The sequence below is a fragment of the Caulobacter sp. FWC26 genome, from assembly GCF_002742645.2.
In the GTDB taxonomy this organism is placed as follows: Bacteria; Pseudomonadota; Alphaproteobacteria; order Caulobacterales; family Caulobacteraceae; genus Caulobacter.
In genome coordinates, this window is record NZ_CP033875.1 from 2883888 (window position 1) to 2909438 (window position 25551).

Consider the following 25551-nt stretch of genomic DNA (forward strand, 5'->3'; position numbering starts at 1 on the left):
CTAAAGCAACACGCCTTCGCCACGCCCTTCTCGCCTGGATCGCCATGCGCCGGCGCCGGCGACCAGGGCGCTCATCCCCAACAGGCCCAGCAGCAAGCTGCCCGGCCAACCGCCCGGATCGGGGGCGGCTTGGTACTGCGGTGCGCGCGCAAAGTCGTCGCGGCCGAATGGGCGGTCCCGGAAGAGATATGGGTAGTAGAACCGGCGCAGAGCCCCATGGAACGCCCGGATGCGATCCTGATAGGCGATCTGCGCGGCCGGATCGGCGCCAGCCAGGCGATGTAACGCCAGCTGCGCGGCCACACCCGGCGTCACAAAGCCCAGCCGCTCGCTCCACGCGGCCCGCTTGAGCACGCCGTCGCGATAGGCGCGCGCCAGGTCCGCGGCGCTTTCATCGCCCACCTGATGGAAGGCGAAATACCATTTCCAATGGAACGCCTCGGTGAGCGGCGCGGTGTCCTTCCATTCGGGATGGGTGCGGAAGAACGCGTCCATAGTCTGGGATTTCGGGATGTCCCACGCCCGATGGACGGCGGTGCGCTGGCGCTGACCCAGCTCCATGCCCTGGCGTAGCGGAATGGCGCTGTTGATCACCACGTGACCGATCGCAGGCACGATCAGGGTCAGCGTCATCCAGGCCGCCGCCAGCGTCATGGCGTTGGCGAGCGAGCCGCGCTTGGCTCGGGCCACCACGACGCTGAGCGTGGTCCAGAAGGCGAGATAGGCCAGCACGACCAGCAGAACCGCCCCGGTCTTCCACAGCGCCGTCCCGGCGATCGCTGCGCCGATCAGGAACGGAACCGCCAGCGCCAGGAACAGACCCGCCGCCCGCACCGCGATCCGCGCGCGCCACAATCCGGACGGCGAACCCGCCGAGGCCGTCAGCGCGCCCAGCCGCCCCGCTTCCCGCTCTCCCGACCGCAGGTCGTGGAACAGCAGGATCACGAACAGCGGGGCCAGATAGACCAGCACGAAGGCGAAATCGAAGCGGCCCGGCAGCGCCGCCTCGGGATTTCCGATCTCGCCCTCATAGAGCTGCGCCTCCAAGCCCAGGGCCCGCACGCGCAGTACGTAGGGCGAGACGTCCCGCGTGCCGATCGCCGCGAACGCCAGGTCCGAAGGCGGGTCCCAGGTGGCGTGAAAGGTGTAGTAGGCCGCGTTGCCGGGGTCCTTCTCGCGCGACGCCCAGTCGGCGATCGCGGCGACGTCGGCCGCCTGTTGGGGCGCGATCCGGGCGATGGTCGCCTGTTGCCGCGCGACCTCGACCACCCCCGCGCCGACCGCCACGGCGGACAGCAGGAAGAGGCAGAGAACGGCCGCGACGGCCGATTTCAGGCCCAGCAGAAACCGCGCCTCGCGAAACAGGGCGTTCATGCGGCGCTCCGGTTCAGACGGCGACCGGCGCGGGCCGCCAAGAACGCTCCGGCGGCAAGCCAGAGCAGCAGGACGATCAAGGACGGCAATGCGCGGCCCGTCACCTCGCCGACGGACGGACGGTCCGGCGTGAAATGCGGCATCGACCGCCAATGGTCGGCCGAGATCCGGCTGCGGGCCTCGGCGGCGGCGCTCTTGCTCTTGGCCGCATCGTCCTCGGCGGTCACGGCCGTGGCCTGCAGCCGGTTGAGCCGCTGGACCAAGTCGTAGCGATAGGTTTCGGCCTGCTCCAGAAAGCGGCGATAGGCTGACAGATCGGTCTCGGCCAGGGTCATCGACAGGCGCCGGATCGCGATGGTGGGGCTGACCACCGCCAAGGCGTCCATCACCCGCCCCTGCGCCGCCATCGCCCCGAAGGCCTGGTCGGCGTAGCGGTCAAACAGGCTGGATGTCAGCTTCTCGCCCTCGATGGCCAGAAGGCCGCGATAGTTGACGGGCAGATCCTCGACGCGGCTTACCCCATACTGCTTCAGCATCTTCTGCTTGAAGGCCGCGAAGTACGGATCATTGGGATTGTGGCTGTCGCCCATGGCCCGCAGATCGCGTTGGACGGCGATGTCGGTCTCCACCCGTGTCGGCAACGGGGTCAGGCCGGCGGCGACTTCCGGCGCGAGGCGAGGAACGAGCACGACGCTGAAGGCCCAGGCCCCGACCAGCGCGATCAGGGCCGTACGGCTGCGCTGGACCATCGCCGAGACGGCGACGATCAACAGGGTCCAGAAGGCCAGATAGGCGACATACCCCAGCGCGCTCAACGCCACGGCTGACGCGCGCGCGCCGCCGTTGACGCCGAGCCACAGCAGCAGCCCAAAAGCCGGCGCGGAAATGATCAGGCCGGCCACGCCAAGCGCCAGGGCCTTGCCGCCGAGCAGCGTCCCGCCGGACACGCCAGCCAGCAGCGATTGGCGCAGCGTGCCGCGCTCCCGCTCGCCCGCCACCATGCCCGCGCCGATGAACACCAGCAGCAGCGGCGCGATCGCCTGCAGAACCAGGGCCGGCGACAGCTGGCCGAAGCGGACAAGCAGCGAGGATTGGCGCGCGTCGCCGAAGTTGGCGCTGTTCTGCCGGTGCCCCTCCAGGAAGATCATGTTCCCCGTATAGGCCTCGACGCCGGGATCCATCGCCGCCAGGCCGCTGGCGGGCCGGATGGCGAAGTGTCCGAAATGGACCACGCGATGCGGATGGCGATTGGGCTGTGCCGCGAAGTCCTGATCGGCCGCGTGCTGCAGGCGATCGCGCAGACCCGCCTGATCGGCTTGATAGGCTCTGGAGGTGACGGCCGCGGCCAAGGTCAGCAGCGCGACGAGAACGACGCCCGTCAGCGCGATCCGGCTTCTGAGCAGGTGGCGAAGCGCGTTACGCGCCACCGAGAGAATCACACTCATCCGCCCTGCGCCCTTGAGAAGCGGTCATGCAAAGCGCGCAGATCGAAGCGCTCCGCCCCCTCGGCGACCATCTCGGCGCTGATCCGCCCACGCTCCAGGAAGCCGATACGGTCGGCGATATCGGCCACGCCGATGAGGTCATGGGTGACGATCAGGATCGCAGCGCCCTCCCCGCGCAACCGCGAGACCAGGGCGTTGAAGTCGGCGCTCGCGCCGGGATCCAGGCCCGAGGTCGGCTCGTCCAGCAGCAGGACCGAAGCTCGGCGCAGCAAAGCCAAGGCGATGGCCGTCTTCTGGCGCAAGCCCTTCGAGAAGCCGGAGACGCTGCGCGCCCAGGCCTCCTCGGCGAGACCGACGGCGCCGAATGCGGCATCCATCTCGGCCTGATCGGCGCGGAGGCCGCCGAGCTGGAGGAAGTAGTCGACGTTCTCTCGCGCCGTCAGATGCTCATAAAGAGCGACGTTCTCGGGAATGTAGGCGATCGCGCGGCGAACGCCGGCCGGGTCGGCGGCTGGGTCAAGACCCGTCACACGCACACGTCCGGCGTTCGGTCGGATAAAGCCGAGGATGGCCTGCAAGGTCGTCGACTTGCCGGCGCCGTTGCCGCCGAGCAGGCCGTAGACCTCACCTGCGGCGACGCACAGCGACAGATGGTCGAGCACCTGGCGCTCTCCATACCGGACCACCAGGTCCCCGATCTCGATCGCCTTGTCGCCCTCGATGCTCTTCACGCCACCCTCGTTGTTCGCTCGCGACGCCGCCCGCGTCGGTATGTGATGTTATATCTTAACATTCAACTTGACCGTCAAGTCGCCCCTCGCCTATTCGACCGGACCACCCGGACCGTCGTTCTCCAGCGAGACCCTTCATGATCCCCAAGGCCCTTCTGCTCGCCCTCTGCGCCGGCGCCTCTTCGCTCGCATTCGCAGACATGGCCGACGCGCAGGAACGCGCCGACGAGGTCGAGGGCGTGGTGGTCACCGGTTCGCGCGCGGCCAGCGCCAGCATCAACGGCGTCGTCATCGACCCCATGCGCCTGCCGCAGAGCGTGCGGGTTCTGGACGAGACGCTGATCGCCGACACCGGCGTGACCAACCTGTCGGATCTTTTCGACTTCGCCGGTGGCATGGCGCGCCAGAACAGCTTCGGCGGCGCCTGGGACGCCTACGCGATCCGCGGCTTCTCGGGCGACATCAACCAGGGCCCGGACCTGCTGGTGAATCGCTTCACCGCCAATCGCGGCTTCAACGCCCGCAGGGACGTGGCCACGGTGGAGCGTTTCCAGGTGCTGAAAGGCCCCGCCTCAGCCCTCTCAGGCAAGGGAGAGCCGGGCGGTTCGATCAACATCGTGACCAAGGCGCCGACCCAGACCGCCCAAGGTTCGGGCGAACTCTCCTACGGCAGCTTCGACGCCAAGCGCATCATGGGAGACCTCAGTGGCCCGCTCGGCGGCGGCGTCTCGGCGCGCATGATCGCCGTCTATCAGGACACCGACGGCTGGCGCGATCACGTCGGCAGCGACCGCCTGCTGCTGGCGCCCTCGCTGGCCTGGACGCCGTCTGACGACCTGCGCCTGCTCTATCAGTTGGAGGCCAACACCGTTCACTTCGTGCACGACCGAGGCCTGGTGGCGGTGGGCGGTAACGGCAAGGCGCTGCCGCGCGAGCGGTTCCTCGGCGAACCCAACGACGGCAAGATCACCCAGAAGACGATCCAGCACCAGCTGACCACGACCTACAACTTCAGCCCCAGCGTCGCGGTGGAAGCCGGCGTCCAGTATCGCGACGGCTCGTTCAGGGGCCAGTCCACCCACAACAGTGTCCTGGTGGGAACCCAGCTTCGTCGCCAGCTTCGCATCCACGACTACACCTGGAACGATCTGTCCGGCCGGATCGAGGTGAGCTTCGACGGCAAGCTCGGGGGCCTTGAGCATCAGTTGCGCGCCGGCGCCGACGCCTTCACCTATGAACAGCGGCGGGTGTTCTATCGTTTCAGCCCGACAGCCGCGACGCCCTATGCGATCGACATCTTCAAGCCGGTCTACGGCCAGCCCAAGCCTGTCGCGGCGCTGAACCAGAACCTGCTGGAGGAACTACGCGGCCAGAGCCTGTACCTGCAGGATCTGGTGACGCTGAACAGCCAGTTCACCCTGCTGGTCGGCGTGCGCCAGGACTGGATCCGCCAGACCAACACCAACCATCGCAACAACACCGTCACCCGGCAGTCACCGTCGCAGGCCTCGCCCCGCGCGGCCCTGACCTGGGCGCCCAGCGAGACCTTCTCGGCCTATGTCAGCTGGGGACGTTCGTTCCGCTACAATCAGGGCGCCGACGCTGCGGGCGGAGCCTTCCCGCCGGAAAAGGGCGAATCCTGGGAAGCCGGGGTGAAATGGGATCTGGCCAGCCGCCTGACCGGCACGGCCTCGCTTTTCCGCATCGACAAGGAGAACATCCTCGTCAACGACCCGGCCAATGGCGGCTTCTTCATCCCTGTCGGCGCCGCCCGCAGCCAAGGCCTGGAGGTCGAGGCCAATCTGCGTCTGCCCGCAGGGATCACCGCCACGGCCGTCTATGCCTATACCGACACCGAGGTCACCCGCGACACGCGCGCCAACCTGGTCGGGAGCCATCTCAGCAACATCCCGCTGCACTCGGGCGGGCTCTACGCCAACTGGCGTTCGCGGGGCGACGCTCCGGGATCGGTCACGCTGGGCGGCGGGGTGGTCTATGTCGGCACGCGCGCGGGCGACGACGCCAACACAGGCTTCAAGCTGCCCGACTACGTCACGATACGCGCCAATCTCGCCTATCAGATCTCCAAGGCGGTCTCGCTGCACCTCGATGTCGAAAACCTGTTCGACGCCAACTATCTGGAAAGCTCATACAGCGACGTCTGGATCACGCCCGGCGCGCCCCGCACGGTCACCGGCAAGCTGCGGGTCAGCTTCTAGGCCCGAACTCCGCCGTCAGATGATGGTCATGCCGCCATCGACGACAATGATCTGACCGGTGATGTGGCCGCCCGCGTCGGAGGCCAGCAGAAGGGCGGGACCCATCAGGTCGGTGTCGCCGCCCAGCTTGCCGAGCGGCGTCTGGCGCAGCATCTCCTCGCCGTGCTGACCCAAGGTCGCCATCGTCATCTTCGATGGGAAATAGCCTGGCGCCACGGCGTTGACCCGGATGTTCTTGGGTCCCCACTCAGCGGCCAGGGCCCGCGTCATGTTGATGACCGCGCCCTTGGCGGTGTTGTAGGCGATCGTGCCCAGTTGGGTGTGGTGATGGCCCTGCAAGCCTTCGATCGAGGCCAGATTGACCACCGCTCCCTTGCCCTGCTTCAGGAACGCCTCGCGTGCGACCGCCTGGGTTAGCAGGAAAAGGCCAGTGACGTTGAGGTCCATGACCTTGTTCCAGCCTTCCAGCGGATAGTCTTCGGCCGCCGCCCCCCAGGCCGCGCCGGCGTTATTGACCAGAATATCGATTCGGCCAAAGCGCTCCAGCACGCGAGCCGTCACGGTCTGCGCGGCGTCCGGCAGCCCGAGGTCAGCGGCGAAGCCAACAGCGGTGCGGCCCTCGGCGGTCAGGCTTTCGACCGCGGCGTCCAATTCGTTCTGTTTGCGAGCCACCAGCGCCACGGTCGCCCCGTACTCGGCCAGGGCGCGGGCGATCTGCAGTCCCAGCCCCCGTGAACCTCCCGTCACGATCGCCACGCGACCGCTCAGATCGAACAGTTGGCTCAGGACTCCGGTCATGTCCGCTCTCCGAAGATCAGGCGACGATGCTGCTTTGCAGTTCCCGCCTAATAGCCTCCCCTTACGGAGGTCAACGGCGCCCGAACGGCGAGCAGTTGCGCCGGGCAAAAGAAAAGCCCGGCGACGAGGCCGGGCTGAAACAAGTAGGGAGGAAACGCCCTGGGAAAGGGCAGAGGCTGCTCGCCTCACGTTGGTGATCTATGTTCACTCAAGCGGGCTTCAAGGGGCCAAATGAAAAAAACTTGGCCGCCGTCGCGCTTGGCTTGCCACGGCCGTGTGATAATGAGCGCGCTTGACGAGTGAGGGCCTGCGCCCGAAGCGAGCGCCAAGCCCCATGTCTGATCCGAACGATCCCCAAGACGACGTCCCCGCCGCGCCCGCGCCCAAGCCGCGCCGGCCGCGCAAGCCGCGCGCCCAGACGGTGATGACCGAAGCGGCCGGGCTGGACCCGGCCTCGCCTGAGCCTGCGCCCCCCAAACCCCGCCGAGCCCGCAAGTCCCGCCGCGCAACAGCCGAAACTGCGGCCGAGGCGCCGGCCGAGATTTCAGCTGAGACACCGCCCGTCGCTGCGCCCGACGAGACGGTTGACGCCGAACTCTTCGAGGCGCCGCCCGAACCCGCGACCGGCCCAGAAGCGCAGCCGATCGCGCCGGGACCTGGGAACGACAAGGTCTCCCCAAGCGAGGCCGAGCCCGACGTCCCTCTCTCGCCGGCCGCCGAGCCGCAGGCCGAGACCGCGCCGCCGCCTTCGCCCGCCGAACCTGCCGCCAAGCCGCCAATCTGGAAACGCCCCGCCTGGCTGATCGGCGCGGGGGCGGCGCTGGCGCTGGTGGTCATCCTGGTCGCCTCGCTGTTCTGGTCGCTGCCGCTCAGCCGCGCGCTGGAGCCCTTGAACAACTCGGCGATCGTGCTGGTGGCTGACGACGGCTCACCCATCGCGCGGCGGGGCTCCTACAAGGAAGCGCCGATCGATGTCTCCAAGCTGCCGGACTATGTGCCGGGGGCCTTCATCGCCATTGAGGATCGTCGTTTCTACAGCCACATGGGCGTTGACCCGAAGGCCATTGCGCGGGCGCTGGGGCGCAACGCCCAGGCGGGCGGCGTTTCTGAGGGCGGTTCGACGATCACCCAGCAACTGGCCAAGAACGCCTTCCTGTCCAGCGACCGCAACCTGCGCCGAAAGGCCCAGGAGGCCCTGATCGCCGTCTATCTGGAGGCGCGGCTCTCCAAGGACGAAATTCTGTCGCGCTATCTGTCGTCGGTTTACTTCGGCGACGGCGCCTTTGGCCTGCGCGCCGCGGCTCGGCACTATTTCGGCAAACCGCCCGAGCAGTTGTCGATCGGCGAGGCGGCGATGCTGGCGGGCCTGGTGAAGGCCCCCTCGCGCCTGGCGCCGACCAACAATCTCGAAGGCGCGCGCGAGCGTATGCGCGTGGTGCTCGGCGCCATGGTCGACACCAAGATCATCACCCAGGCGCAGGCCGACGCGGTGGGCGAGGTCTCGCCCGTCGAAGCCGAGGACAAGCTGCCTACCGGCTCCTACTTCGCCGACTGGGCCCTGCCGCAGGCCCGCGCCCTGATCGGCGCGCGCTACGGCGAGACCATCGTCAAGACGACGCTGGACCCCGAACTACAAGAGAAGGCCGAGCGCATTCTCAATGACTATATCGAGCGCGACGGCGAGGCCCTCAATGTCACCCAGGGCGCGCTGGTGGCGATGCGCAAGGATGGCCGGGTCGTGGCCATGGTCGGGGGGCGCGATTACAAGCAGAGCCAGTTCAATCGCGCCGACGCCGGACGCCAGCCGGGCTCCGCCTTCAAGCTGTTCGTCTACCTGGCCGCCCTGCGCGACGGCATGACGACGACGACGCCCATCCTCGACACCCCGGTCCAGGTCAGCGGCTACATGCCCAAAAACCACGAGGGCAAGTACCACGCGCGCGAAGTGCCGCTGATCACCGCCTTCGCCGGCTCGTCCAACGTGGCGGCGGTGCGCCTGGCCCATGACCTGGGCCCCGCCAAGGTGATCAAGGTCGCGCGCGAGCTGGGGGTGACCGAAGACATCCCGTCCGACCTGACCATGGCGCTGGGCACCGGTCCGATGAGCCTCACCCGCCTCACCGCCGCCTATGCTTCGGTCGCCGCCGGCGAGTATCCGATCGTTCCGCACGGTCTGGCCGACTTCAAGAAGCCCAAGACCAAGGCCTATGACCCCAAGGTGCTGGCCAATATGCGCGACCTGCTGCGCTCGGCGACGCATCGCGGCACGGGCGTCGAGGCCGCCATCGCCGGCGCCTACGGCAAGACCGGCACCACCCAGGATTATCACGACGCGCTGTTCGTCGGTTATGTCGACGATCTCGTCGTCGGCGTGTGGCTCGGCAACGACGACAACAGCTCGATGAACGGCGTGGTCGGCGGCGGCGAGCCGGCCAAGATCTGGAAGGCGTTCATGCTGGCGGCGCTGGGACGCGACATCGCCCCCGTGGTCGAAGAAGATCCGCTGGAAGATCTGGGTCTGCCCCTAGAGGGCGAGATCGGCCCTGACGGCCTTCCCCTCGCGCCTTTGACCCCGGCGCCCGACGCCCCGACCCCGTCGCCCGACGGCGGCGCACCAGCCGCCCCGCCCCCGCCCGAACCGCGCCCCGAGGCACCTTAGATCTATTTCATCCGCCCACGGACACACCGTCGTAAAACTGTCGCCAAGCCGTGACAAAAGCCGGTCATCGGTCTGGCAGGTTCTCTCACCGTCTAGACGACTCAGGATTTGACGACATGAACAAGCTCATCGGCGCGGTCGCCACCGTCGCTCTGCTCGCCGTCGCCGACCAAGCCCACGCGGCGCGCGACTACGTCTGGGCCGCCGGCTCCTCGACCGTCTTCCCGTTCTCGACGCGCGTCGCCGAGAACTACGCCAAGAAGACCGGCAAGAAGTCGCCCAAGATCGAAGCCCTGGGCACGGGCGGCGGCATCAAGATGTTCTGCGGCGGCGCCGGCGAGAAGTTCCCGGACATCGCCAACGCCTCACGCCCGATGAAGAAGTCCGAGTTCCTCGCCTGCCAGAAGGCCGGCGTGAAGGACATCGTCGAAATCAAGATCGGCTTCGACGGCATCGTCGTCGCGTCGAACAAGAAGGGCCCGGACTTCAACTTCAAGCTCGAGCAGTTGTATCTGGGCCTGGCCGACCAGACCCTGCGCGGTGGCCAGCTGGTGAAGCAGCCCTACAAGACCTGGAGCGAAGTCGGCCCCGGTCTGCCCAACGCCCGCATCCTGGCCTACGGCCCGCCGCCCACCTCGGGCACGCGCGACGCCTGGATCGAGCTGGCCATCGAAGGCGGCGCGGCCAAGCTGCCGACCCTGGCCAAGATGAAGACCGCCGACGAGAAGAAGTTCAAGGCCACCGTGTCGCCGATGCGCACCGACGGCGGCTGGGTCGATGCGGGCGAGAACGACAACGCCATCGTCGGCACCATCGAAAAGACCCCGAACGCCCTGGGCGTCTTCGGCTACTCGTTCCTCGAAGAGAACGGTTCGCGGATCAAGGGCGCCACGATCAACGGCGTGAAGCCCACCGCCCAGACGATCGCCAGCGGTCAGTACCCGCTGTCGCGCTCGCTCTACATCTATGTGAAGAAGTCGCAGGTCGGTGTGACGCCGGGCCTGAAGGAATTCGTGGCCGAATTCGTCTCGGACGCCGCCACGGGCCGCGGCGGCTATCTGCAGAACCGGGGCATGATCCCGCTGCCGCCGGCGGTTCACGTCCAGATGAAACAGAAGGCCAGCGCCCTGACGCCGATGCCGGCGCCGAAGAACTAGTCCTCGCCAGAGGTGAGAACGACGAAGGCGGTCGCTGATGCGGCCGCCTTTTTCGTGCGCGCTCGGTGGTTCAGGGCTCCTCTCGGGCGGCGACGCAGCGCCAGGTCCGCTGATCCGCCACATACTCGTGAAAATCGGGCGTCAGGCTCGGAACCTCGTCCAGGCAACCGGCGGCGATCGCCAGGATGCGCCCCGAGAACGGGTCGCCCAGCGCCGTCCCGCAACGGCCGCAGAAACAGCGATTGAACCGATGTGGCGGCTGGGGCGCGTAGCGGGCGACGAGATTACGTCCCGAAACCCAGGAGAACGCCTCGACGCGGACATAGGCGTAGACGCTCGATCCAGCCTTGCGACAGCGCGAACAGTGGCAGAGGCCCACCATTTCCGGGCGCCCGAACAGCTCGAACCGAACGCCGCCGCAGCAGCAGCTTCCCTTGACTATCAACGCGCATCTCCCTGATCCGACAGGAAGTCTGCGCGATACCTACCGCCAGCGGGTGTCAGCAGTCGGCATAGAAAAGGAAATCTTAGGTTTTTAAATTCAGATTAAGAATCTATGGTTGCATAACGCAGAGGCCCATGAGACGCTATGGTCAGGTGAAGGAGGAATCCATGCTGAAGCCACCCTCTATCCGCAAACTCGTCGCAATCGCTACCGTTGTCTGTTCGAGCCTGTCCCCCATAGCACCCGCGCAGGCATTGCCAGCCTACCAAGTCGAGAGAACTTATTTCTCAGATGCTTCGTTTTCAGAAGTCATTGGTGACTCGGTGTTAAATTGTAGCGGTCAACTCTTCCTCACCGGACAATCTAGCGCTTATTCCACTATCGAGTTAGTTCCTTGCAAACACGACGATCCACCCCCATTTGACTTTGACTAGAAGTGATTCAAATCCATAACAATTGAATACATGTTGCCAAGTTAAAGAATTGATCATTCAGATCACCCCTAGATCTAATCTTTTTTTGATTTTCGAATACCAGTTCAACTTTTGTTGACATACTCAACGCGCGGCAGCTCTAAGGAAATTATGCCTGTGCAGTGCACTAGCGGACTGAGCGTGATAGCTTAGTTGACCGAGATTAGAAGGCTCGATGCCTATCGCGTCCGCGAGGTCATGCCGGCCGCGGCCGCGTCGTCGGCCACCTGCGAGTCAAGCTCCGGCGCGGGGCCGGTCTGGCGTACGGACGGAACGGCAGGCGGTTCGGGCGCCGGCGCGACGGTCTCGGTCTTGGCCGGCGCGGGCGGAGGGGCGCGGGCGGCCATGGCGGCGGCCGCAGCGTTGTCGGCGGCGGTCCGCGTTTCCGCCGGGCCGTCCTCATAGCCGCCACCGCTGGAGGTCAGGAACAGGATGCTCCCGAAGGTCGCCAGAACACCGATGATGAAACCCAGCAGGACCCACCCGAACGGGTTGCCGCGACGCTCGCTCATCTCAGGGTCCGCCTTTCGCGCTCAAACAGCCTTAACGCCGGCTATCATGGTCTAAACGTGCGAGCCAGCGCTTGGTTACCGAATTTGGCTGAGAGGCGAGCGGCGAGCTCAGGTCCCCGTCCACTTGCGGACCGGTCCGACGTCGACATGCACGAAATTGCTGGTCGGGTAGTAACCGACCCCGCCGACGCCCAGGTCGAGGGCCGCAGCACGAACGTGGCTGAGCGCGACATCCTCCAGGAAGATGTCCATCGCCTTGCCGTCCATGTGCAGGCTCTTCTTGGCGACCTCGCCGCTGCGCTTGGACAGCAGGCGGTTGGTCGCCGGCGAGCGGTAGCCGGAAATGACCTGGAATGGCCCCTTGCTCTCGGTCTTGCGGGCGATCTGGTCGAGAAGGTCATAAAGGCCGGGATCCATGGGATGGACCTCGTCGTTACGATAATCGCGCAGCACCTTGTCGAGGGCGCTGACGGCGTCCGGCACATAGGCGCCGTTCTCCCAGTAAACCGCTTCCAGCTTCTCGCCGGTGTGGATGTTGTGCAGGTGAACCCAGCGCGGATCGACGGCGGGCTTCAACGTCGGCGGGTCGATCGAGGCCACCGTGGCGGCGACGCTGGTCGGCGCGGGAACCGAAGCGGCCTGCGGGACCTTTCCCTCCAGGATCGCACCGATGATGTCGTCGTCGGCGCGCGCGGCCAGCGGCGAGAGCCCAACCCCGATAGCGCCCAGCCCCCACTGGAGCAGCTTACGTCGATGCATGAGTACGCCTTACACCCCGACACAGAAGGTCGGGAGGACACCTCATACAGACCAAGAATGCAAGCTGAGCAGTATCAAAGTGCGGCGATACGCTGCACCAGCTCCCGATCCCATCCATACGGATCCTGGCGGAAGTTCACCTGCCCGTCCGGGGTCACATAGGCTGTCCAATACAGCAGGTAGACGGCGATCTGCTGGGGCAGCTTGGCCCGCACGGTGTCGCCCGAAGCCAGGGTCTCGTTGACCTTTTCCGGCGTCCAGGTCGGATCGTCGCGCATCACCTCGTTGACCAGCTCGATTGGCTTTTGCAGGCGCACGCAGCCATGGCTGGCAAGACGGCTGAAGCTGTCGAACCGCGAGCGGCTGGGCGTATCGTGCAGATAGACGCCGTAGGGATTGTTGAAGTCGAACTTCACCTGCCCCAGCGCCGCCTTGGGCCCGGCCTTCTGCTGCAGGCGCGAGCCGCCGCCCTCGGTCGGGATGACGATGAAGTCGTTCCGCGCGAAATAGCCCGGGCTGGCCCGCTCCTTCGGCCACAGTTCCTTGGTCGCGATGGACTGCGGCACGTTCCACGGCGGATTGAGCACGATGCTGTGGATCATCGACGACAGCATCGGCGTCTCGTCGCCGGGGCGGCCCGTGACCGCCCGCATCGTCAGGGTCGGCGTGTCGTGGTGGAACACCGACAGGATCGCCGCGGCGACGTTCACCTGGATGCGATCGGCCGGCAGGGTCTGCGGCAGCCAGCGCCAGCGTTCCATATTGGCGACGATCTGGTCGATGCGGCGCTCGACCGGGATGTTCAGCGCCCCTAGCGTCGCCTTGTCGACGACCCCAGTGGGATTGAGCCCAAAGCGCTTCTGCGCGCGCTGAACGGCCTGGGTCAGCGCGGCGTCAAAGACCGGCGCGGCGTCCACGGCGACGGTCGGGTCCTCGGCGGCCAGACGCGCCTCCAGCGCGATCACCCGCGCCCCGGTGGCGCCCTCCTTCAGGTCGGGACCAGCGGCGATGGGAAGCCAGCCGCCCTTGGCAGCGATCTCGCGATAGGTGACCAGACCGGTGCGCAGGGTCTGATAGCCCGTATAAGGCGGCGGCAAGGCGTCGAGCCATTCGGCGAGGCGGCCCTGCTGCACGGCCGCGACAAACTCCGGGGTCGGATCATAGGCCGCCGGGCGCAGCCCCCACTCGGCCTTGAAGGCGCTGATGGGCAGACGACCGGTCCGCACGGCGCGGGCATAGGCCAGGGTCAGATTGACGAGCTGCGACTGGCCGGCGGCGCGCGCCCCCGGGTCGTTGGACATATAGAGTTCGATCGCGCGATCCGGCGAAAACACGCTCATGGCGAAGCCATGGCTGTAGGCGTCGCCAAGGACGGCCCGCAACACCTCCACCTGGTCGGGACTCAGCTGCACCGCCGACAGGTCCGGCGGGATCACTGAGGGATGCGGCGTGACCAGCGGAACGTTCTGCACGGGTCGAGCGCCGGCCAGCGGAGGTCTTTGCGACTGCGCCTGGGCGACCTCGAGGGACAGAAGGCTCAACGTCGCCGCCAGGGCGCCGCAGGTTCTCGAAAATCGCATCACCGTCGAACAACTCACCGCGCGGCCAGACCGCGTTAAGGTTTACAGATGGCCGTGTGGCCCCTGCCGCGTCAACGCGGGTAGCGCGAAAGGCGAACTCTCCCCCAGCCGCACGAAGACGTTTTTCAGTAACAGGAACCCGCAAGCCACACCGTTGGTTTCACCGTGGCCAGGAACATCGCTGGCGTCGCGGGGGCGACCATGGACAGAGCCTTGCCACAAAAGACCCTAGACCTGTTTCCGATCGGCAATTGCGCCGTCAGCGCCATGATCGACACCGGCGGTCGTTTCGTCTGGGCCTGTGCTCCCCGCATCGACTCCGATCCGGTGTTCAGCGCCTTGCTCGACAACGCCGATCTCGAAGGCGCGGAAGCCAAGGGCGTCTGGGACGTGCAGGTCGAGCGCCGCGCCGAGGTCCGCCAGGGCTATCTGCGCAACACCCCGATCCTGCGCACCGAGATCGCGGACGAGGATGGCGCGCGGTTCGAGATCATCGACTTCGCGCCGCGCTATCAGCAGTTCGGACGCCTTTTCCGACCGACGGCCTTCGTGCGGCTGATCCGTCCGCTCGTGGGCGTGGCGCGGATCACCCTGCGACTGCGGCCGACGGCCGATTGGGGCGCTCGGGTCGCCGAGCACACCTCCGGCTCGAACCACATCCGCTATCTGTGCTCGGACATGACGCTGCGCCTGTCGACCGACGCGCCGGTGTCCCACATCCTGGAAGAGCGGACGTTCCGGCTTGAGCGCCCGATCGCCATGTATCTGGGTCCCGATGAAGGCTTCAACGCGCCGATCGGTCCGACCTGCGAGCGGATGATGCGCGAAACCGACCAGTACTGGAAACTGTGGGTGCGCGGCCTGGCCCTGCCCCTGGAATGGCAGACCGCCGTGATCCGCGCCGCCATCACCCTGAAGCTCTGCATGCACGAGGAGACCGGCGCGATCGTCGCGGCCCTGACGACCTCGATCCCTGAACACGCCGACAGCGGCCGCAACTGGGACTATCGATACTGCTGGCTGCGCGACGCCTATTACGTAGTGCAGGCGCTCAACCGGCTGGGCGCGGTCGATATCTTGGAGAACTATCTGGGCTATCTGCGCAACATCGTCGATCGGGCTAACGGCGGCCACATTCAGCCGCTGTTCGGCGTGGGCTTCGAGGAGGTGCTGACCGAGCGGATCGCCCCTGACCTGCCTGGCTACCGGGGCATGGGGCCCGTACGAGTGGGCAATCAGGCCTACGAGCATATCCAAAACGACGCATACGGACAGATCGTCCTATCGACCGTCCAGGCGTTCTTCGATGAGCGCCTGCTGCGCCCCGCCACCATCGAGGACTTCCAGGCCCTGGAGCCCGTGGGCGAGCAGGCGTTCCGGCTTCACGACCAGCCCGACGCCAGCCTTTGGGAGTTCCGGGGTCGCGCCAACGTCCATACCTACTCGTCGGCCATGTGCTGGGCGGCGTGCGACCGCCTGGGCAACGCCGCCGAGAAGCTGGGCCTGGAGGATCGCGCCGCCTTCTGGAACGGCCGCGCCGCCCAGGTGCGGCAGGTCATCGAGTCTCGGGCCTGGAACGACAAGCTTGGCCGCTTCGCCGCCACCTTCGAGGGCGACGAGCTGGACGCGTCGCTTTTGCAACTGGTCGACCTACGCTTCCACACTGCGGACGATCCTCGCAACGTCGCCACCTTGAAGGCCATCGAGGAGGGTCTGCGGCGCGGCGCCTATCTGCTGCGCTATGCGATCCCCGATGACTTCGGCTCGCCCCAGACCGCGTTCAACATCTGCACCTTTTGGCTGATCGAGGCCCTGCATCTGGCCGGGCGGAGCGACGAAGCGCGGGCGTTGTTCGAGGACATGCTGTCGCGCCGAACCCCGGCCGGTCTTCTTTCGGAAGACATCGGCTTCGCCGACGGGGAGCTGTGGGGCAACTACCCCCAGACCTACTCGTTGGTGGGCCTGATCAATTGCGCCGTGCTGCTCAGCCGTCCATGGACCTCGGTCCGCTGACGCGTGTTGCGATTTTCGCAAACTCTGAAATCCCGGCGCCATATGAGGCGCGCAACACCCGGCCCGGGACGTATCGTTATCGGAGGCGCTCATCGTGAGCCGTAAACTCGCCCTCGTCGGCGTCCTTGGCCTGTTGTCGGCCGGCGCGGCGCACGCGCAGCAGGTCCAGCCGGCCACGACGCCACAGACGGCGCCGCCGGCCTCCCCGTCGCCGGACCTGGAAGACACCGAGGTCGAGGCCGTCACCATCACCGCCAGCGGCAAGCCGTTCGGCGCGGTGCTGGGCGACATTTCGCCAGAAGAGACCTTCACCGCCGCCGACGTCCGCGCCATCGGCGTCAGTTCGGTGGAAGACCTGCTGACCGAACTCCAGCCCCAGACCACCAGCGGCCTTGGCGGCGATCCGGTGATCCTGCTGAATGGCCGTCGCATCTCGGGACGCGGCGAGATCCGCGACCTCCCTAGCGAGGCGATCCAGCGCGTCGAGGTCCTGCCCGAGGAGGTCGCGCTCAAATACGGCTACTCGGCCGACCAGAAGGTCGTGAACATCGTGCTGCGCCAGCGCTTCCGCGCCTCGACCGTCGACGCCACCGTGGGCGGCTCGACCGATGGCGGGCAGATGACCGAGCAGCTCAACTGGAGCCGGCTGCAGCTGAACCGGAATGGCCGCACCAACCTCTCGGTCAAGATCCAGAATAGTGACGCCTTGCTGGAAAGCGACCGTGATCTGGTCAGTCGCTCCAGCACCGGCCTCTATGACTTCTCGGGCAACGTTACGCCGGTCGGCGGCGGCGCCCTCACCAACCTCAGCGCCCTGGCGGGAACGCCCGTGAGCGTGGCGGGCGTTCCGATTTCGGCCGCCGCCGGCGCCCCGAGCCTGGCGGGTTTCCTGCCGGGCGCGAACCGCGCCAACGTGAGCGACATCACCGACGACCGCACGCTACTGCCCCGCAACCGGCAGCTGACGATCAACAGCGTCACCAATCGCTACATCCTCGACAACGTCTCGGCGACCCTGAACCTCAGCCTGACCGGGTCGGAGAACGACTCGTTGCAAGGCCCCGCGCGGGCGCGCCTGACTCTGCCCGCCGCCAGCCCCTTCTCGCCGTTCGGCCAGGATGTTTTGCTGTATCGCTATCTCGGCGGCCAGGACGCCCTGGGCCAGACATCGCGAAATCTCGCCGGCCACGCCGGCTTCACGCTGAACCGCGACACTGAGCAGCTACGCCTGTCCCTGACCGGCAACTACGATCGCGCGATCAACAAGACCGAAACCGATCGCAGCGTCGACGTCAGCGCCCTGCAAGCGCGCCTGACGGGCCTGGAGGCCGGGCTGAACCCGTTCGGCGCCCTCCCCGCCCTGCCGCTCAACACCGACCGCGCCAAGTCGACGACCGACACCGCCGACCTGCAATTCGTCGCCAACCGCGCCCTGGCCAAGCTGAAGGCCGGCGACCTGTCGACGACCTTGAAGCTCGGCGCGACGGGCTCACGCCTGGAGGCGACCTCGGTCCGCTCGGGCGTCCAGAGCGACAGCACCTTGTCGCGCGGCGAGGGCGACGTTCAGCTCAGCTTCGACCTGCCCCTGGCCAGCCGACGCAAGGGCGTCCACGCCGCGCTCGGCGACCTGTCGGCCAACCTGAACCTCGCCGCCCGCCAGGTTTCCGACTTCGGGACCCTGACCACGGTGGGCGGCGGCGTGAACTGGTCGCCAGTCCGGCCGCTCAGCTTCATCGCCTCGGCCACCCGTCAGGAGAACGCGCCGAGCATCGCCCAACTCGGCAATCCGCTGATCGTAACGCCCGGCAGCCAGGTCTTCGACTATGTGCGCGGGACCAGCGTGGACGTCACCCGCGTCAGCGGCGGCAATCCGGATCTTCGCGGCGAGACGCGAAATGTCCTGCGCCTGGGCGCCACCTACAAGCCCGAGAAGATCCAGGGCCTGTCCCTGACCGCCAACTACAGCCGCACGCGGATCGACAACCCCGTCGCCGGCTTCCCGGCCGCCACGGCCGCCGTCGAGGCCGCGTTCCCGGACCGCTTCACGCGCGACAGCGACGGCGTCCTGACCCGCATCGACACCCGACCGGTCAACTTCCAGAAGCGCGAGCGCGAACAGATCCGCTGGGGGTTCAACCTCTCGCGCCAGATCGGCAAGGCTCCGCCGCCGCCGCCCGGAGGCTGGCGCGGACGCCAGGGCGCCGCATCGGACCGCGCCCCGACGCCGGGTCCGGCGCCCGACAGCACGTCCGAGACCAACGCGCCGCAGCCGGCGACCGGCGCAGCGCCGGCCACCGGAGAGGAGGCTTCGCGTCCGCCCGGCGGCGATGGACAACGCTTTAGCGGGGGCGGCGGACGCGGTTTCGGCGGCGGCGGCTTTGGTCGCGGCGGCGGCAATCCGCGCGCCACGCGTCTGCAGTTGGCGCTGTTCCACACGGTCCATCTGAAGGAACGTGTGACCATCGCCGACGGGCTGCCGGTTCTGGACCTGCTGAACGGTGACGTGCTCGGATCGGGCGGCGGTCAGCCGCGTCACGAGGTCGAGGCCCAGGCCGGGATCACCCGCTATGGCCTCGGCGCCCGGCTCACCGCCAACTGGAAAAGCGGGACGCACGTCGACGGCGGCGTCGGCGGCGCGACCACGGCCCTCGACTTCTCCAGCCTGGCGACCGTCAATCTGCGCCTGTTCGCCGATCTGGGCGTACGGCGCGAACTGGTCCAAGCCCATCCGCTGCTGCGCGGCGTGCGCCTGAGCCTGGCCGTCAACAACCTGTTCGACGCCGAGACCAAGGTTCGCGACGCCAACGGCGTGACCCCGCTCACCTACCAGCCCGACTACCTGGATCCGCGCGGCCGCGTCGTGCAGTTCACGGTGAGGAAGCTGCTGTTCTAGGCACGGACAGCGGCCCCACCTGCCTTTTGATCACGCCCGCTTGACCGTCGGCCGGGATCGAACGCCGCCGTTCCGCGTTCTGACCCCCATGTTGCTTACAGCTGAGGGGGTTCTCGCCATGACCGTGGCCATGCCGGCCGCGCGGACGGAGTCCGCCAATCTGCCCACGCCGCCCGGCGACCTGCCCCGCCGGGCCGCCCTTTTCCTGGATCTGGACGGCACCTTGGCCCCGATCATGCCGCGTCCCGACGACGTGGGGCCTGACCCCGCCCGCGCCCGCTTGCTGAGCCTTGCGCGCGAGAGGCTGAACGGACGTGTCGCCGTCGTCAGCGGGCGGTCACTCCCCGACCTCGATCACATTCTCAGCCGGGGCGTGCCCGCGATTGGCGCGGTGCACGGCCTTGTGCGGCGCTCGGCCGACGGGATCGTCACCACGCTTGAGCCCCACCCTGGCCTCGAAGACGCCCGCCGGATCCTGGGTGAACTGGCGCATTGCGACCGAGGCCTGTTGTTCGAGGACAAGGCCCTCAGCGTCGCGCTGCACTATCGCAACGCGCCCAACGCCGCCGAAGCGGTGATTGAGGCCGCTGAACGTCTTTCCCGCGCGACAGGGCTTATCCTGCAACTCGGCGACATGGTGGCCGAGTTGCGCACGCCCGGCGCGGACAAGGGGGCGGCGGTCGCCGCCTTCCTGCGCGAACCGCCGTTCCTGGGCGCGACTCCCATCTTCGTCGGCGACGACCTGACCGACGAGGATGGCTTCGCCGCCGCTGAACGCCTGGGCGGCTTCGGCGTACTGGTCGGCGAACCGCGCCCGACCACCGCCCGCTATCGCCTATCTGACACCCGCGACGTCAGCCGCTGGCTGCAAACCCTCACCGCGCCGGTGACCGCATGAGCCGGTTGATCGTGGTCTCCAACCGGGTGAACCCGCCCAATCCCGCCGACGGCGAAAGCTCGACGGGCGGCCTGGCCATGGCGCTCGCGGCGGCTCTGCGCGAGTATTCCGGCATCTGGTTTGGCTGGAGCGGCAAAACCGTTCCTGAGTTCAGCGGCCAGTTGAACATGCAGCGGATCGACGGCGTCACCGTCGCCACCGTCGATCTCGAGGAGACTGACTATCAGGAGTACTACAACGGCTACGCCAACAAGACGCTGTGGCCGCTGTTCCACTATCGCGTAGACCTGACCGCCTACGACCGCTCGTTCGGGCAGGGCTATGACCGGGTCAACCGCCTGTTCGCCGAGACCCTGCTGCCGCTGATCGAGCCAGACGACATCGTCTGGATCCACGACTATCACCTGATCCCCCTGGCGCGAGAGCTTCGCCGACTGGGCGTCACTAACCGGATCGGGTTCTTCCTGCACATCCCGTGGCCGGCGCATCAGCTGGTGGTCACCCTGCCCCGCCACCGGCAACTGGTGGAGGCTCTTTTCGACTACGACCTGATCGGCTTCCAGACCGAGGAGTCGCTTCAGGCTTTCGAAGGCTACGTTTTCTCAGAGGTCGAGGGCTCCAAGACCGAACGGGGCGAGCTTGTGGCGTTCGGCAAGCGCGCCCGGGCGGCGGCGTTCCCGATTGGCGTCGACGCCCAGGACTTCGCCCGCCTCGTCGACGGCGACACCGCTCGCAAGGTCTACGACCGCATGATGGCCCACAGCGTGTTTCGTAAGATGGTGGTGGGCGTCGACCGGCTGGACTACTCGAAGGGGCTTGAAGAGCGCCTCATCGGCTTCGAGCGCTTCCTGCACGACCACCCCGAGCTTCGCCGCGAAGTGATGCTCTTGCAGATCGCCCCGATCTCTCGCGACGAGGTCGAGGCCTATCAGGACCTGCGCGTGCGGCTCGACGGCCTGATCGGGCGCATCAACGGCGCCTATGCCGAGATGGACTTCACCCCCATCCGCTGGGTCAACCGCTCCTACCGTCGTGACGAACTGGCCGGCGTCTATCGCGCCAGCAAGGCCGCGCTGGTGACCCCGCTGCGCGACGGCATGAATCTGGTCGCCAAGGAGTTTGTCGCCGCCCAGGATCCGGAAGACCCCGGCGTGCTGATCCTCTCGCGCTTCGCCGGCGCGGCGCGTCAGATGAAGGACGCCCTGATCATCAATCCCAACAGCCCGGAAGAGGTCTCCGACGCGCTGGACAGGGCCCTGTCGATGGATCTGACCGAGCGCCAGCGCCGGTGGCGGACCCTGTTCGACAACGTCCAGCGCGAGGACGTCACCGCATGGCGCGACGACTTCGTTTCGGCGCTGAAGGGCGAGTCGATTTCGGACACGGCCACCGCCCCGCTCCCGAGACCTCGCGTGCAGAGCCTGGACACCGCTGCAAAGGCCCTGAAGGCCCGCAACACCGAGGCGCAGGACGTCAGAGCCTGAGACTGCCCACGACGCCGAAGGGCCTGGACCTACTCGCCCATCTCGTCGATGAGCTTCTTGAGCTTGGCGACTTCGTCGGGCTTGAGCGGCCGATGTTGGGCGAAGTGGCTGATCAGCGGCGCCAGCTGGCCGTCAAACAGGCGATCTAGAAGTCCCTGGCTTTCAGCCTGGACATAGGCGCTGCGGTCGACCAGCGGACGATAGCCGTGTTTGCCGTCGGCGCGCTCGGAGCGGATCGCCTTCTTCTTCAGCAGGCGATTGATCAGCGTCTTGACGGTGGCTTCGCCCCAATTTTGCGCGGCGCCGACCTCGGCGACCAGCTCGTCGGCCGATAACGGCGAGCGGCGCCAGAGCGCTTCCATCACATGGGCTTCGGCGGCGGTGATGTGCATGACGCTTACATCCGTAATTCAACGCGAAACGCTATACCGGTTATTACGCCTGTCAAGCCGTGGCGAGCGCGATGTCGCCCGCTCTGAGCGAGGGCTGGGCAAAGGACGGGTCCGTATTTCCGATGCGCAGGCGTCTCAGCCCCGATTGTCAATGACACCGGTTTCCATTACAGACATCGCAATCCCTGCAAAGCGGGGAAAGTGCCGGATTCGAGGGAGGACTTGCGGCGTGACCGTTTCTGAGGCCGACAGCGAGGTTTTCGCCCCCGCGGCCATCGCCCCCCAATTCGTCAAGGCTCGTCAGCAGGGCGTCAGCGTTCCAGGCTATCCAGGCGGCGTCATCCCCCCCAGCATGGCCGACGGCTACGCGGTCCAGGACATCGCAATCGACCTCTGGCCCGACGAACTGGTCGGCTGGAAGGTGGGTCTCGTGCCGCCGCAGCACCGCGAGCGCCTGGGCGCCGAACGGCTGGCCGGCTGCATCTTCAAGTCCAAGGTGCAGCAGGCGTCGTCCGAGAAGCCGAACACGTTCCGCGCCATCGCCGGCGGCTTCTGCGCGGTCGAGGCCGAGTTCATCATCCGCCTGGGTAAGGACGCGCCGGAAGGCAAGACCGAGTGGACCGCCGAGGAAGCCGCCGACTATGTGGGCGAGCTGCTGGTCGGCGTCGAGATCGCCGGCAGCCCCCTGAAGACCATCAATGCGCTCGGCCCCACCGTGGTGGCGTCAGACTTCGGCAACAATGATGGTCAGATCATTGGTCAGGCCATTTCCAACTGGCGCGACATCGCCTGGGAGGATATGCCGGTCGAGACCTTCATCAACGGCAAGTCGGTGGGTACCGCGACGGCCGCGACCATTCCGGGTTCGCCGCTCGCAGCGCTGGCCTTCCTGCTCGGAACCGTCGCCGCGCGCGGCAAGCCGCTGAAGAAGGGCCAGATCGTCACGACAGGCGCGACCACCGGGATTCACGACGTGGTCGCCGGCGACGTCGCCCATGTGAGTTTCGGCCCGTTCGGAACCGTGGATTGCGTAGCCGTCCCGGCCTGACGCCAACACCAACGCGATAAAAAACACAGGGGAAGGAAGCCAAGTTGATCGAGGTTCCAAAAGCGCCCGAACCCTCCGAGAAGATCGGACGGTATCGCTGGGTCATCGTCACGCTGCTGTTTCTGGCGATGGTCATCAACTATGTCGATCGCCAGACGATCGGCTTCCTGAAGACCGACCTGTCGCACGAGTTCGGCTGGAGCGAGAAGGACTACGCCAACCTCGTCTTCTACTTCCAGCTCTCCTACGCCGTGGCCTACCTCGTCTGGGGTAAGATCATGGACAAGATCGGGGCGCGCTGGGGCTTCGGCATCGCCTTCCTGATCTGGCAAGTCGCGCACATCGCCCACGCCGGCGCGCGTGGCCTGACAGGCTTCATCTTCGCCCGCATGGCGCTGGGCGTCGGCGAGGCCGGAGGCTTCCCGGGCGGCATCAAGGCCGTGACCGAGTGGTTCCCCAAGAAGGAGCGCGCCTTCGCCACCGGCATCTTCAACGCCGGCACCAATATCGGCGCCATCGTCACCCCGCTGGTCGTTCCGGCCATCGTGCTGACCTGGGGCTGGCAGATGGCGTTCATCGTCACGGGCGTCGCCGGTCTGATCTGGCTGCCGATCTGGCTGCTGGTCTATCGTACGCCGCGCGAAACCAAGAACCTGTCCGCCGCCGAGCTGGCGCACATCGAGCAGGATCCGGCCGACCCGGTCGAAAAGATCGCCTGGACCAAACTGCTGACCAAGCGCGAGACCTGGGCCTATGCCCTGGGCAAGTTCCTGATCGACCCGATCTGGTGGATGTTCCTGTTCTGGCTGCCGGATTTCCTGGGCAAGCGTTATGGCCTGGACCTTAAGACTTTCGGCCCGCCGATCGTGGCGATCTATCTGCTGTCGGACGTCGGCAGCGTCGGCGGCGGCTGGCTATCCTCGCGCCTGCTCAAGAACGGCGCCTCGATCAACAAGGCCCGCAAGCTGACCATGCTGGTGTGTGCGCTGCTGGCCGTGCCGGTGATGTTCGCCTCCTACGCCAGCTCGGTCTGGCTGGCCGTGCTGATCATCGGTGTCGCCACCGCCGCCCACCAGGGCTTCTCGGCCAACCTCTACACCCTGCCGTCGGACGTGTTCCCGCGCGGGGCCGTGGGCTCGGTTGTCGGGATCGGCGGCATGCTGGGCGCGTTCGGCGGCATGGTGTTCTCCAAGTACATCGGCCAGGTGCTGGAAAGCATCGGCAGCTACACGCCGATCTTCATCGTGGCGGGCAGCGCCTATCTGGTCGCGCTGCTGGTCGTTCACCTGCTGGCGCCCAAGATGGAGCCGGTGAAGGTCTAGTCACCGCGTTTCGATCGAGATCAATTTGGGCCGGGGAGCAATCCCCGGCCCTTTTTGTTTGAACCCAGGACAGGGGATAACCGGCTGGCGCGGGGCGAAAAGCGCTCTAAGTAAGAGTCATGCGCACGCCCTTGCTCACCGCCTCCGCCGCCCTCGCCGCCGCCTTGGCCGCCTGTGGTCCCGCTCCCGCTCAGCCCGGCCAGGCCGGCGCGCCGGTCGAGAGCCGCGCGCCGAACGCCCCGGAGCAGAAACCCGCCTTCGCCGGCCAGACCCGCGCGCCCGGCCTGAACTCCGCGATCAGCGGCCAGTATCAGACGCTCGCCAGCGGCCTGGACCACCCCTGGGGCATGGCCTTCCTGCCGACCGGCGAGATCCTGGTGACCGAGCGGGCCGGCCGCCTGCGCGTCTATGGCAAGGACGGCAAGCTTTCCCCCGCCGTTACTGGCCTGCCGGCGATCTACGCCCAGGGCCAAGGCGGCCTGCTGGGCGTCGCCATCGATCCTGACTACGCCAAGAACGGCCTCGTCTACTGGTCCTACGCGGAGGAAACCGACGGCGTAAACGGCACGGCCGTGGCGCGTGGCAAGCTGGCCCTGGGCGCGGCGCCCAAGGTGGACGATGTGCAGGTGATCTGGCGCCAGACGCCGAAGATGGCCAGCGCCCTGCACTTCGGCGGCCGCCTGGTGTTTGGTCGTGACGGGAAGCTCTTCATCACCACCGGCGAGCGATCGATCCCGGCCGGCCGTGTGCAGGCCCAGAACCTGGACGGCACCCTAGGCAAAGTCGTTCGGATCAACGCCGACGGCTCGATCCCCAGCGACAATCCGTTCGTGAACACTGCCGGCGCCAAGCCGGACATCTGGTCGCTGGGCCATCGCAACATCCAATCGGCCACGCTGGATGCGCAGGGCCGCCTGTGGACCGTCGAGCACGGCGCACGCGGCGGCGACGAGCTGAACCGCCCAGAACCCGGCAAGAACTACGGCTGGCCGCTGATCACCTATGGCGAGGAGTATTCGGGCAAGCCGATCAGCGAAGGCGCGACGCAGAAGGCGGGGCTGGAACAACCCGTGTACTACTGGGACCCCGTCATCGCCCCGTCGGGCATGGCGCTCTATAACGGCGCCCTGTTCCCAGCGCTGAAGGGTAGCCTGCTGATCGGCTCGATGCGCGAGCAGCACGTCGCACGCCTGGTGCTCAAGGATGACAAGGTGGTCGGCGAGGAGCGCCTGTTCGCCGACATCGGCGGCCGCGTCCGCGACGTATCGGTCGGTCCCGACGGCGCGATTTACGTGCTGACCGACGAGGAAGACGGCAAGCTGATCAGGATCACGCCGAAGGGCTGATCG

At 66.9% G+C, this 25551-nt stretch carries 19 protein-coding genes; 10 read left to right on the plus strand and 9 right to left on the minus strand.

Annotation, left to right across the window (positions count from 1 at the left end; genetic code table 11):
* The 3 genes from CSW63_RS15200 to CSW63_RS15210 are packed head-to-tail and all read right to left on the minus strand — an operon-like array spanning nucleotide 1 to nucleotide 3541.
* Entirely contained in the window at nucleotides 1-1374 is a 1374-nt protein-coding gene (locus CSW63_RS15200; RefSeq protein ID WP_062093555.1) for a DUF3526 domain-containing protein, read from the minus strand.
* On the minus strand, nucleotides 1371-2819 hold the full coding sequence (locus CSW63_RS15205) for a DUF3526 domain-containing protein (protein WP_099503317.1): 1449 nt from the start codon (nucleotides 2817-2819) through the stop codon (nucleotides 1371-1373). Before CSW63_RS15205 ends, CSW63_RS15200 begins: the two co-directional genes overlap by 4 nt.
* Nucleotides 2816-3541, minus strand: coding sequence for an ABC transporter ATP-binding protein (locus tag CSW63_RS15210; RefSeq protein WP_062093570.1), 726 nt, complete (start codon nucleotides 3539-3541; stop codon nucleotides 2816-2818). Before CSW63_RS15210 ends, CSW63_RS15205 begins: the two co-directional genes overlap by 4 nt.
* A 146-nt stretch (nucleotides 3542-3687) precedes the next feature.
* Between CSW63_RS15210 and CSW63_RS15215 the strand changes: the two genes are divergently transcribed.
* The gene (locus CSW63_RS15215; protein WP_062093553.1) at nucleotides 3688-5769 is read left to right on the plus strand and encodes a TonB-dependent siderophore receptor; all 2082 of its coding nucleotides are present in this window, start codon (nucleotides 3688-3690) and stop codon (nucleotides 5767-5769) included.
* 15 nt (nucleotides 5770-5784) lie between these two features.
* On the opposite strand, the gene CSW63_RS15220 is transcribed toward CSW63_RS15215, so the two are convergent.
* Entirely contained in the window at nucleotides 5785-6567 is a 783-nt protein-coding gene (locus CSW63_RS15220; RefSeq protein ID WP_062093552.1) for an SDR family oxidoreductase, read from the minus strand.
* A gap of 334 nt (nucleotides 6568-6901) precedes the next feature.
* Between CSW63_RS15220 and CSW63_RS15225 the strand changes: the two genes are divergently transcribed.
* Both CSW63_RS15225 and CSW63_RS15230 read left to right on the plus strand, forming a co-directional pair.
* On the plus strand, nucleotides 6902-9226 hold the full coding sequence (locus CSW63_RS15225; protein WP_099503315.1) for a transglycosylase domain-containing protein: 2325 nt from the start codon (nucleotides 6902-6904) through the stop codon (nucleotides 9224-9226).
* 116 nt (nucleotides 9227-9342) lie between these two features.
* Complete coding sequence (locus tag CSW63_RS15230) at nucleotides 9343-10383, plus strand: substrate-binding domain-containing protein (RefSeq protein WP_062098779.1); 1041 nt, start codon at nucleotides 9343-9345, stop codon at nucleotides 10381-10383.
* 70 nt (nucleotides 10384-10453) lie between these two features.
* Here the strand turns inward: CSW63_RS15230 and CSW63_RS15235 are convergent, their stop codons facing one another.
* The 4 genes from CSW63_RS15235 to CSW63_RS15250 all read right to left on the minus strand — a co-directional run bounded on the left by CSW63_RS15235 (nucleotide 10454) and on the right by CSW63_RS15250 (nucleotide 14155).
* Nucleotides 10454-10828, minus strand: a complete 375-nt coding sequence (locus CSW63_RS15235) for a GFA family protein (RefSeq protein WP_062098781.1) — start codon at nucleotides 10826-10828, stop codon at nucleotides 10454-10456.
* Between the two features lie 652 nt (nucleotides 10829-11480).
* Nucleotides 11481-11813 carry a hypothetical protein gene (locus CSW63_RS15240; protein ID WP_062098783.1) on the minus strand — a complete coding sequence of 111 codons (333 nt, stop codon included), beginning with the start codon at nucleotides 11811-11813 and terminating at the stop codon, nucleotides 11481-11483.
* 108 nt (nucleotides 11814-11921) lie between these two features.
* Nucleotides 11922-12572 (minus strand): DUF882 domain-containing protein, encoded by a 651-nt coding sequence (locus tag CSW63_RS15245; RefSeq protein ID WP_082749679.1) that lies wholly within the window; start codon nucleotides 12570-12572, stop codon nucleotides 11922-11924.
* Between the two features lie 74 nt (nucleotides 12573-12646).
* On the minus strand, nucleotides 12647-14155 hold the full coding sequence (locus tag CSW63_RS15250; RefSeq protein WP_062098784.1) for a murein L,D-transpeptidase: 1509 nt from the start codon (nucleotides 14153-14155) through the stop codon (nucleotides 12647-12649).
* Between the two features lie 198 nt (nucleotides 14156-14353).
* On the opposite strand from CSW63_RS15250, the gene CSW63_RS15255 reads away from it, so the two are divergent.
* The 4 genes from CSW63_RS15255 (at nucleotide 14354) to otsA (ending at nucleotide 21440) form a co-directional block, all read left to right on the plus strand.
* Nucleotides 14354-16165 (plus strand): glycoside hydrolase family 15 protein, encoded by a 1812-nt coding sequence (locus tag CSW63_RS15255; RefSeq protein WP_062098786.1) that lies wholly within the window; start codon nucleotides 14354-14356, stop codon nucleotides 16163-16165.
* Nucleotides 16166-16259: 94 nt separating this feature from the next.
* A complete protein-coding gene (locus CSW63_RS15260) occupies nucleotides 16260-19058 on the plus strand; it encodes a TonB-dependent receptor (RefSeq protein ID WP_082749680.1) in 2799 nt (932 codons plus the stop codon).
* A 118-nt stretch (nucleotides 19059-19176) separates the two neighbouring features.
* Entirely contained in the window at nucleotides 19177-19956 is a 780-nt protein-coding gene (gene otsB, locus CSW63_RS15265; protein WP_062098790.1) for a trehalose-phosphatase, read from the plus strand.
* The gene (gene otsA, locus CSW63_RS15270) at nucleotides 19953-21440 is read left to right on the plus strand and encodes an alpha,alpha-trehalose-phosphate synthase (UDP-forming) (RefSeq protein WP_062098792.1); all 1488 of its coding nucleotides are present in this window, start codon (nucleotides 19953-19955) and stop codon (nucleotides 21438-21440) included. Before otsB ends, otsA begins: the two co-directional genes overlap by 4 nt.
* A gap of 29 nt (nucleotides 21441-21469) precedes the next feature.
* Here otsA and CSW63_RS15275 read toward each other — a convergent pair whose 3' ends face one another.
* The gene (locus CSW63_RS15275; RefSeq protein ID WP_062098794.1) at nucleotides 21470-21832 is read right to left on the minus strand and encodes a BlaI/MecI/CopY family transcriptional regulator; all 363 of its coding nucleotides are present in this window, start codon (nucleotides 21830-21832) and stop codon (nucleotides 21470-21472) included.
* A 229-nt stretch (nucleotides 21833-22061) separates the two neighbouring features.
* On the opposite strand from CSW63_RS15275, the gene CSW63_RS15280 reads away from it, so the two are divergent.
* The 3 genes from CSW63_RS15280 (at nucleotide 22062) to CSW63_RS15290 (ending at nucleotide 25548) form a co-directional block, all read left to right on the plus strand.
* Nucleotides 22062-22880 carry a 2-keto-4-pentenoate hydratase gene (locus tag CSW63_RS15280; RefSeq protein ID WP_062098796.1) on the plus strand — a complete coding sequence of 273 codons (819 nt, stop codon included), beginning with the start codon at nucleotides 22062-22064 and terminating at the stop codon, nucleotides 22878-22880.
* 44 nt (nucleotides 22881-22924) lie between these two features.
* Nucleotides 22925-24202, plus strand: a complete 1278-nt coding sequence (locus tag CSW63_RS15285) for an MFS transporter (protein ID WP_082749681.1) — start codon at nucleotides 22925-22927, stop codon at nucleotides 24200-24202.
* A 119-nt stretch (nucleotides 24203-24321) separates the two neighbouring features.
* Nucleotides 24322-25548: a PQQ-dependent sugar dehydrogenase gene (locus CSW63_RS15290; RefSeq protein ID WP_099503312.1), complete on the plus strand. Its 1227-nt coding sequence runs from the start codon at nucleotides 24322-24324 to the stop codon at nucleotides 25546-25548.
* Nucleotides 25549-25551 lie beyond the last annotated feature (3 nt).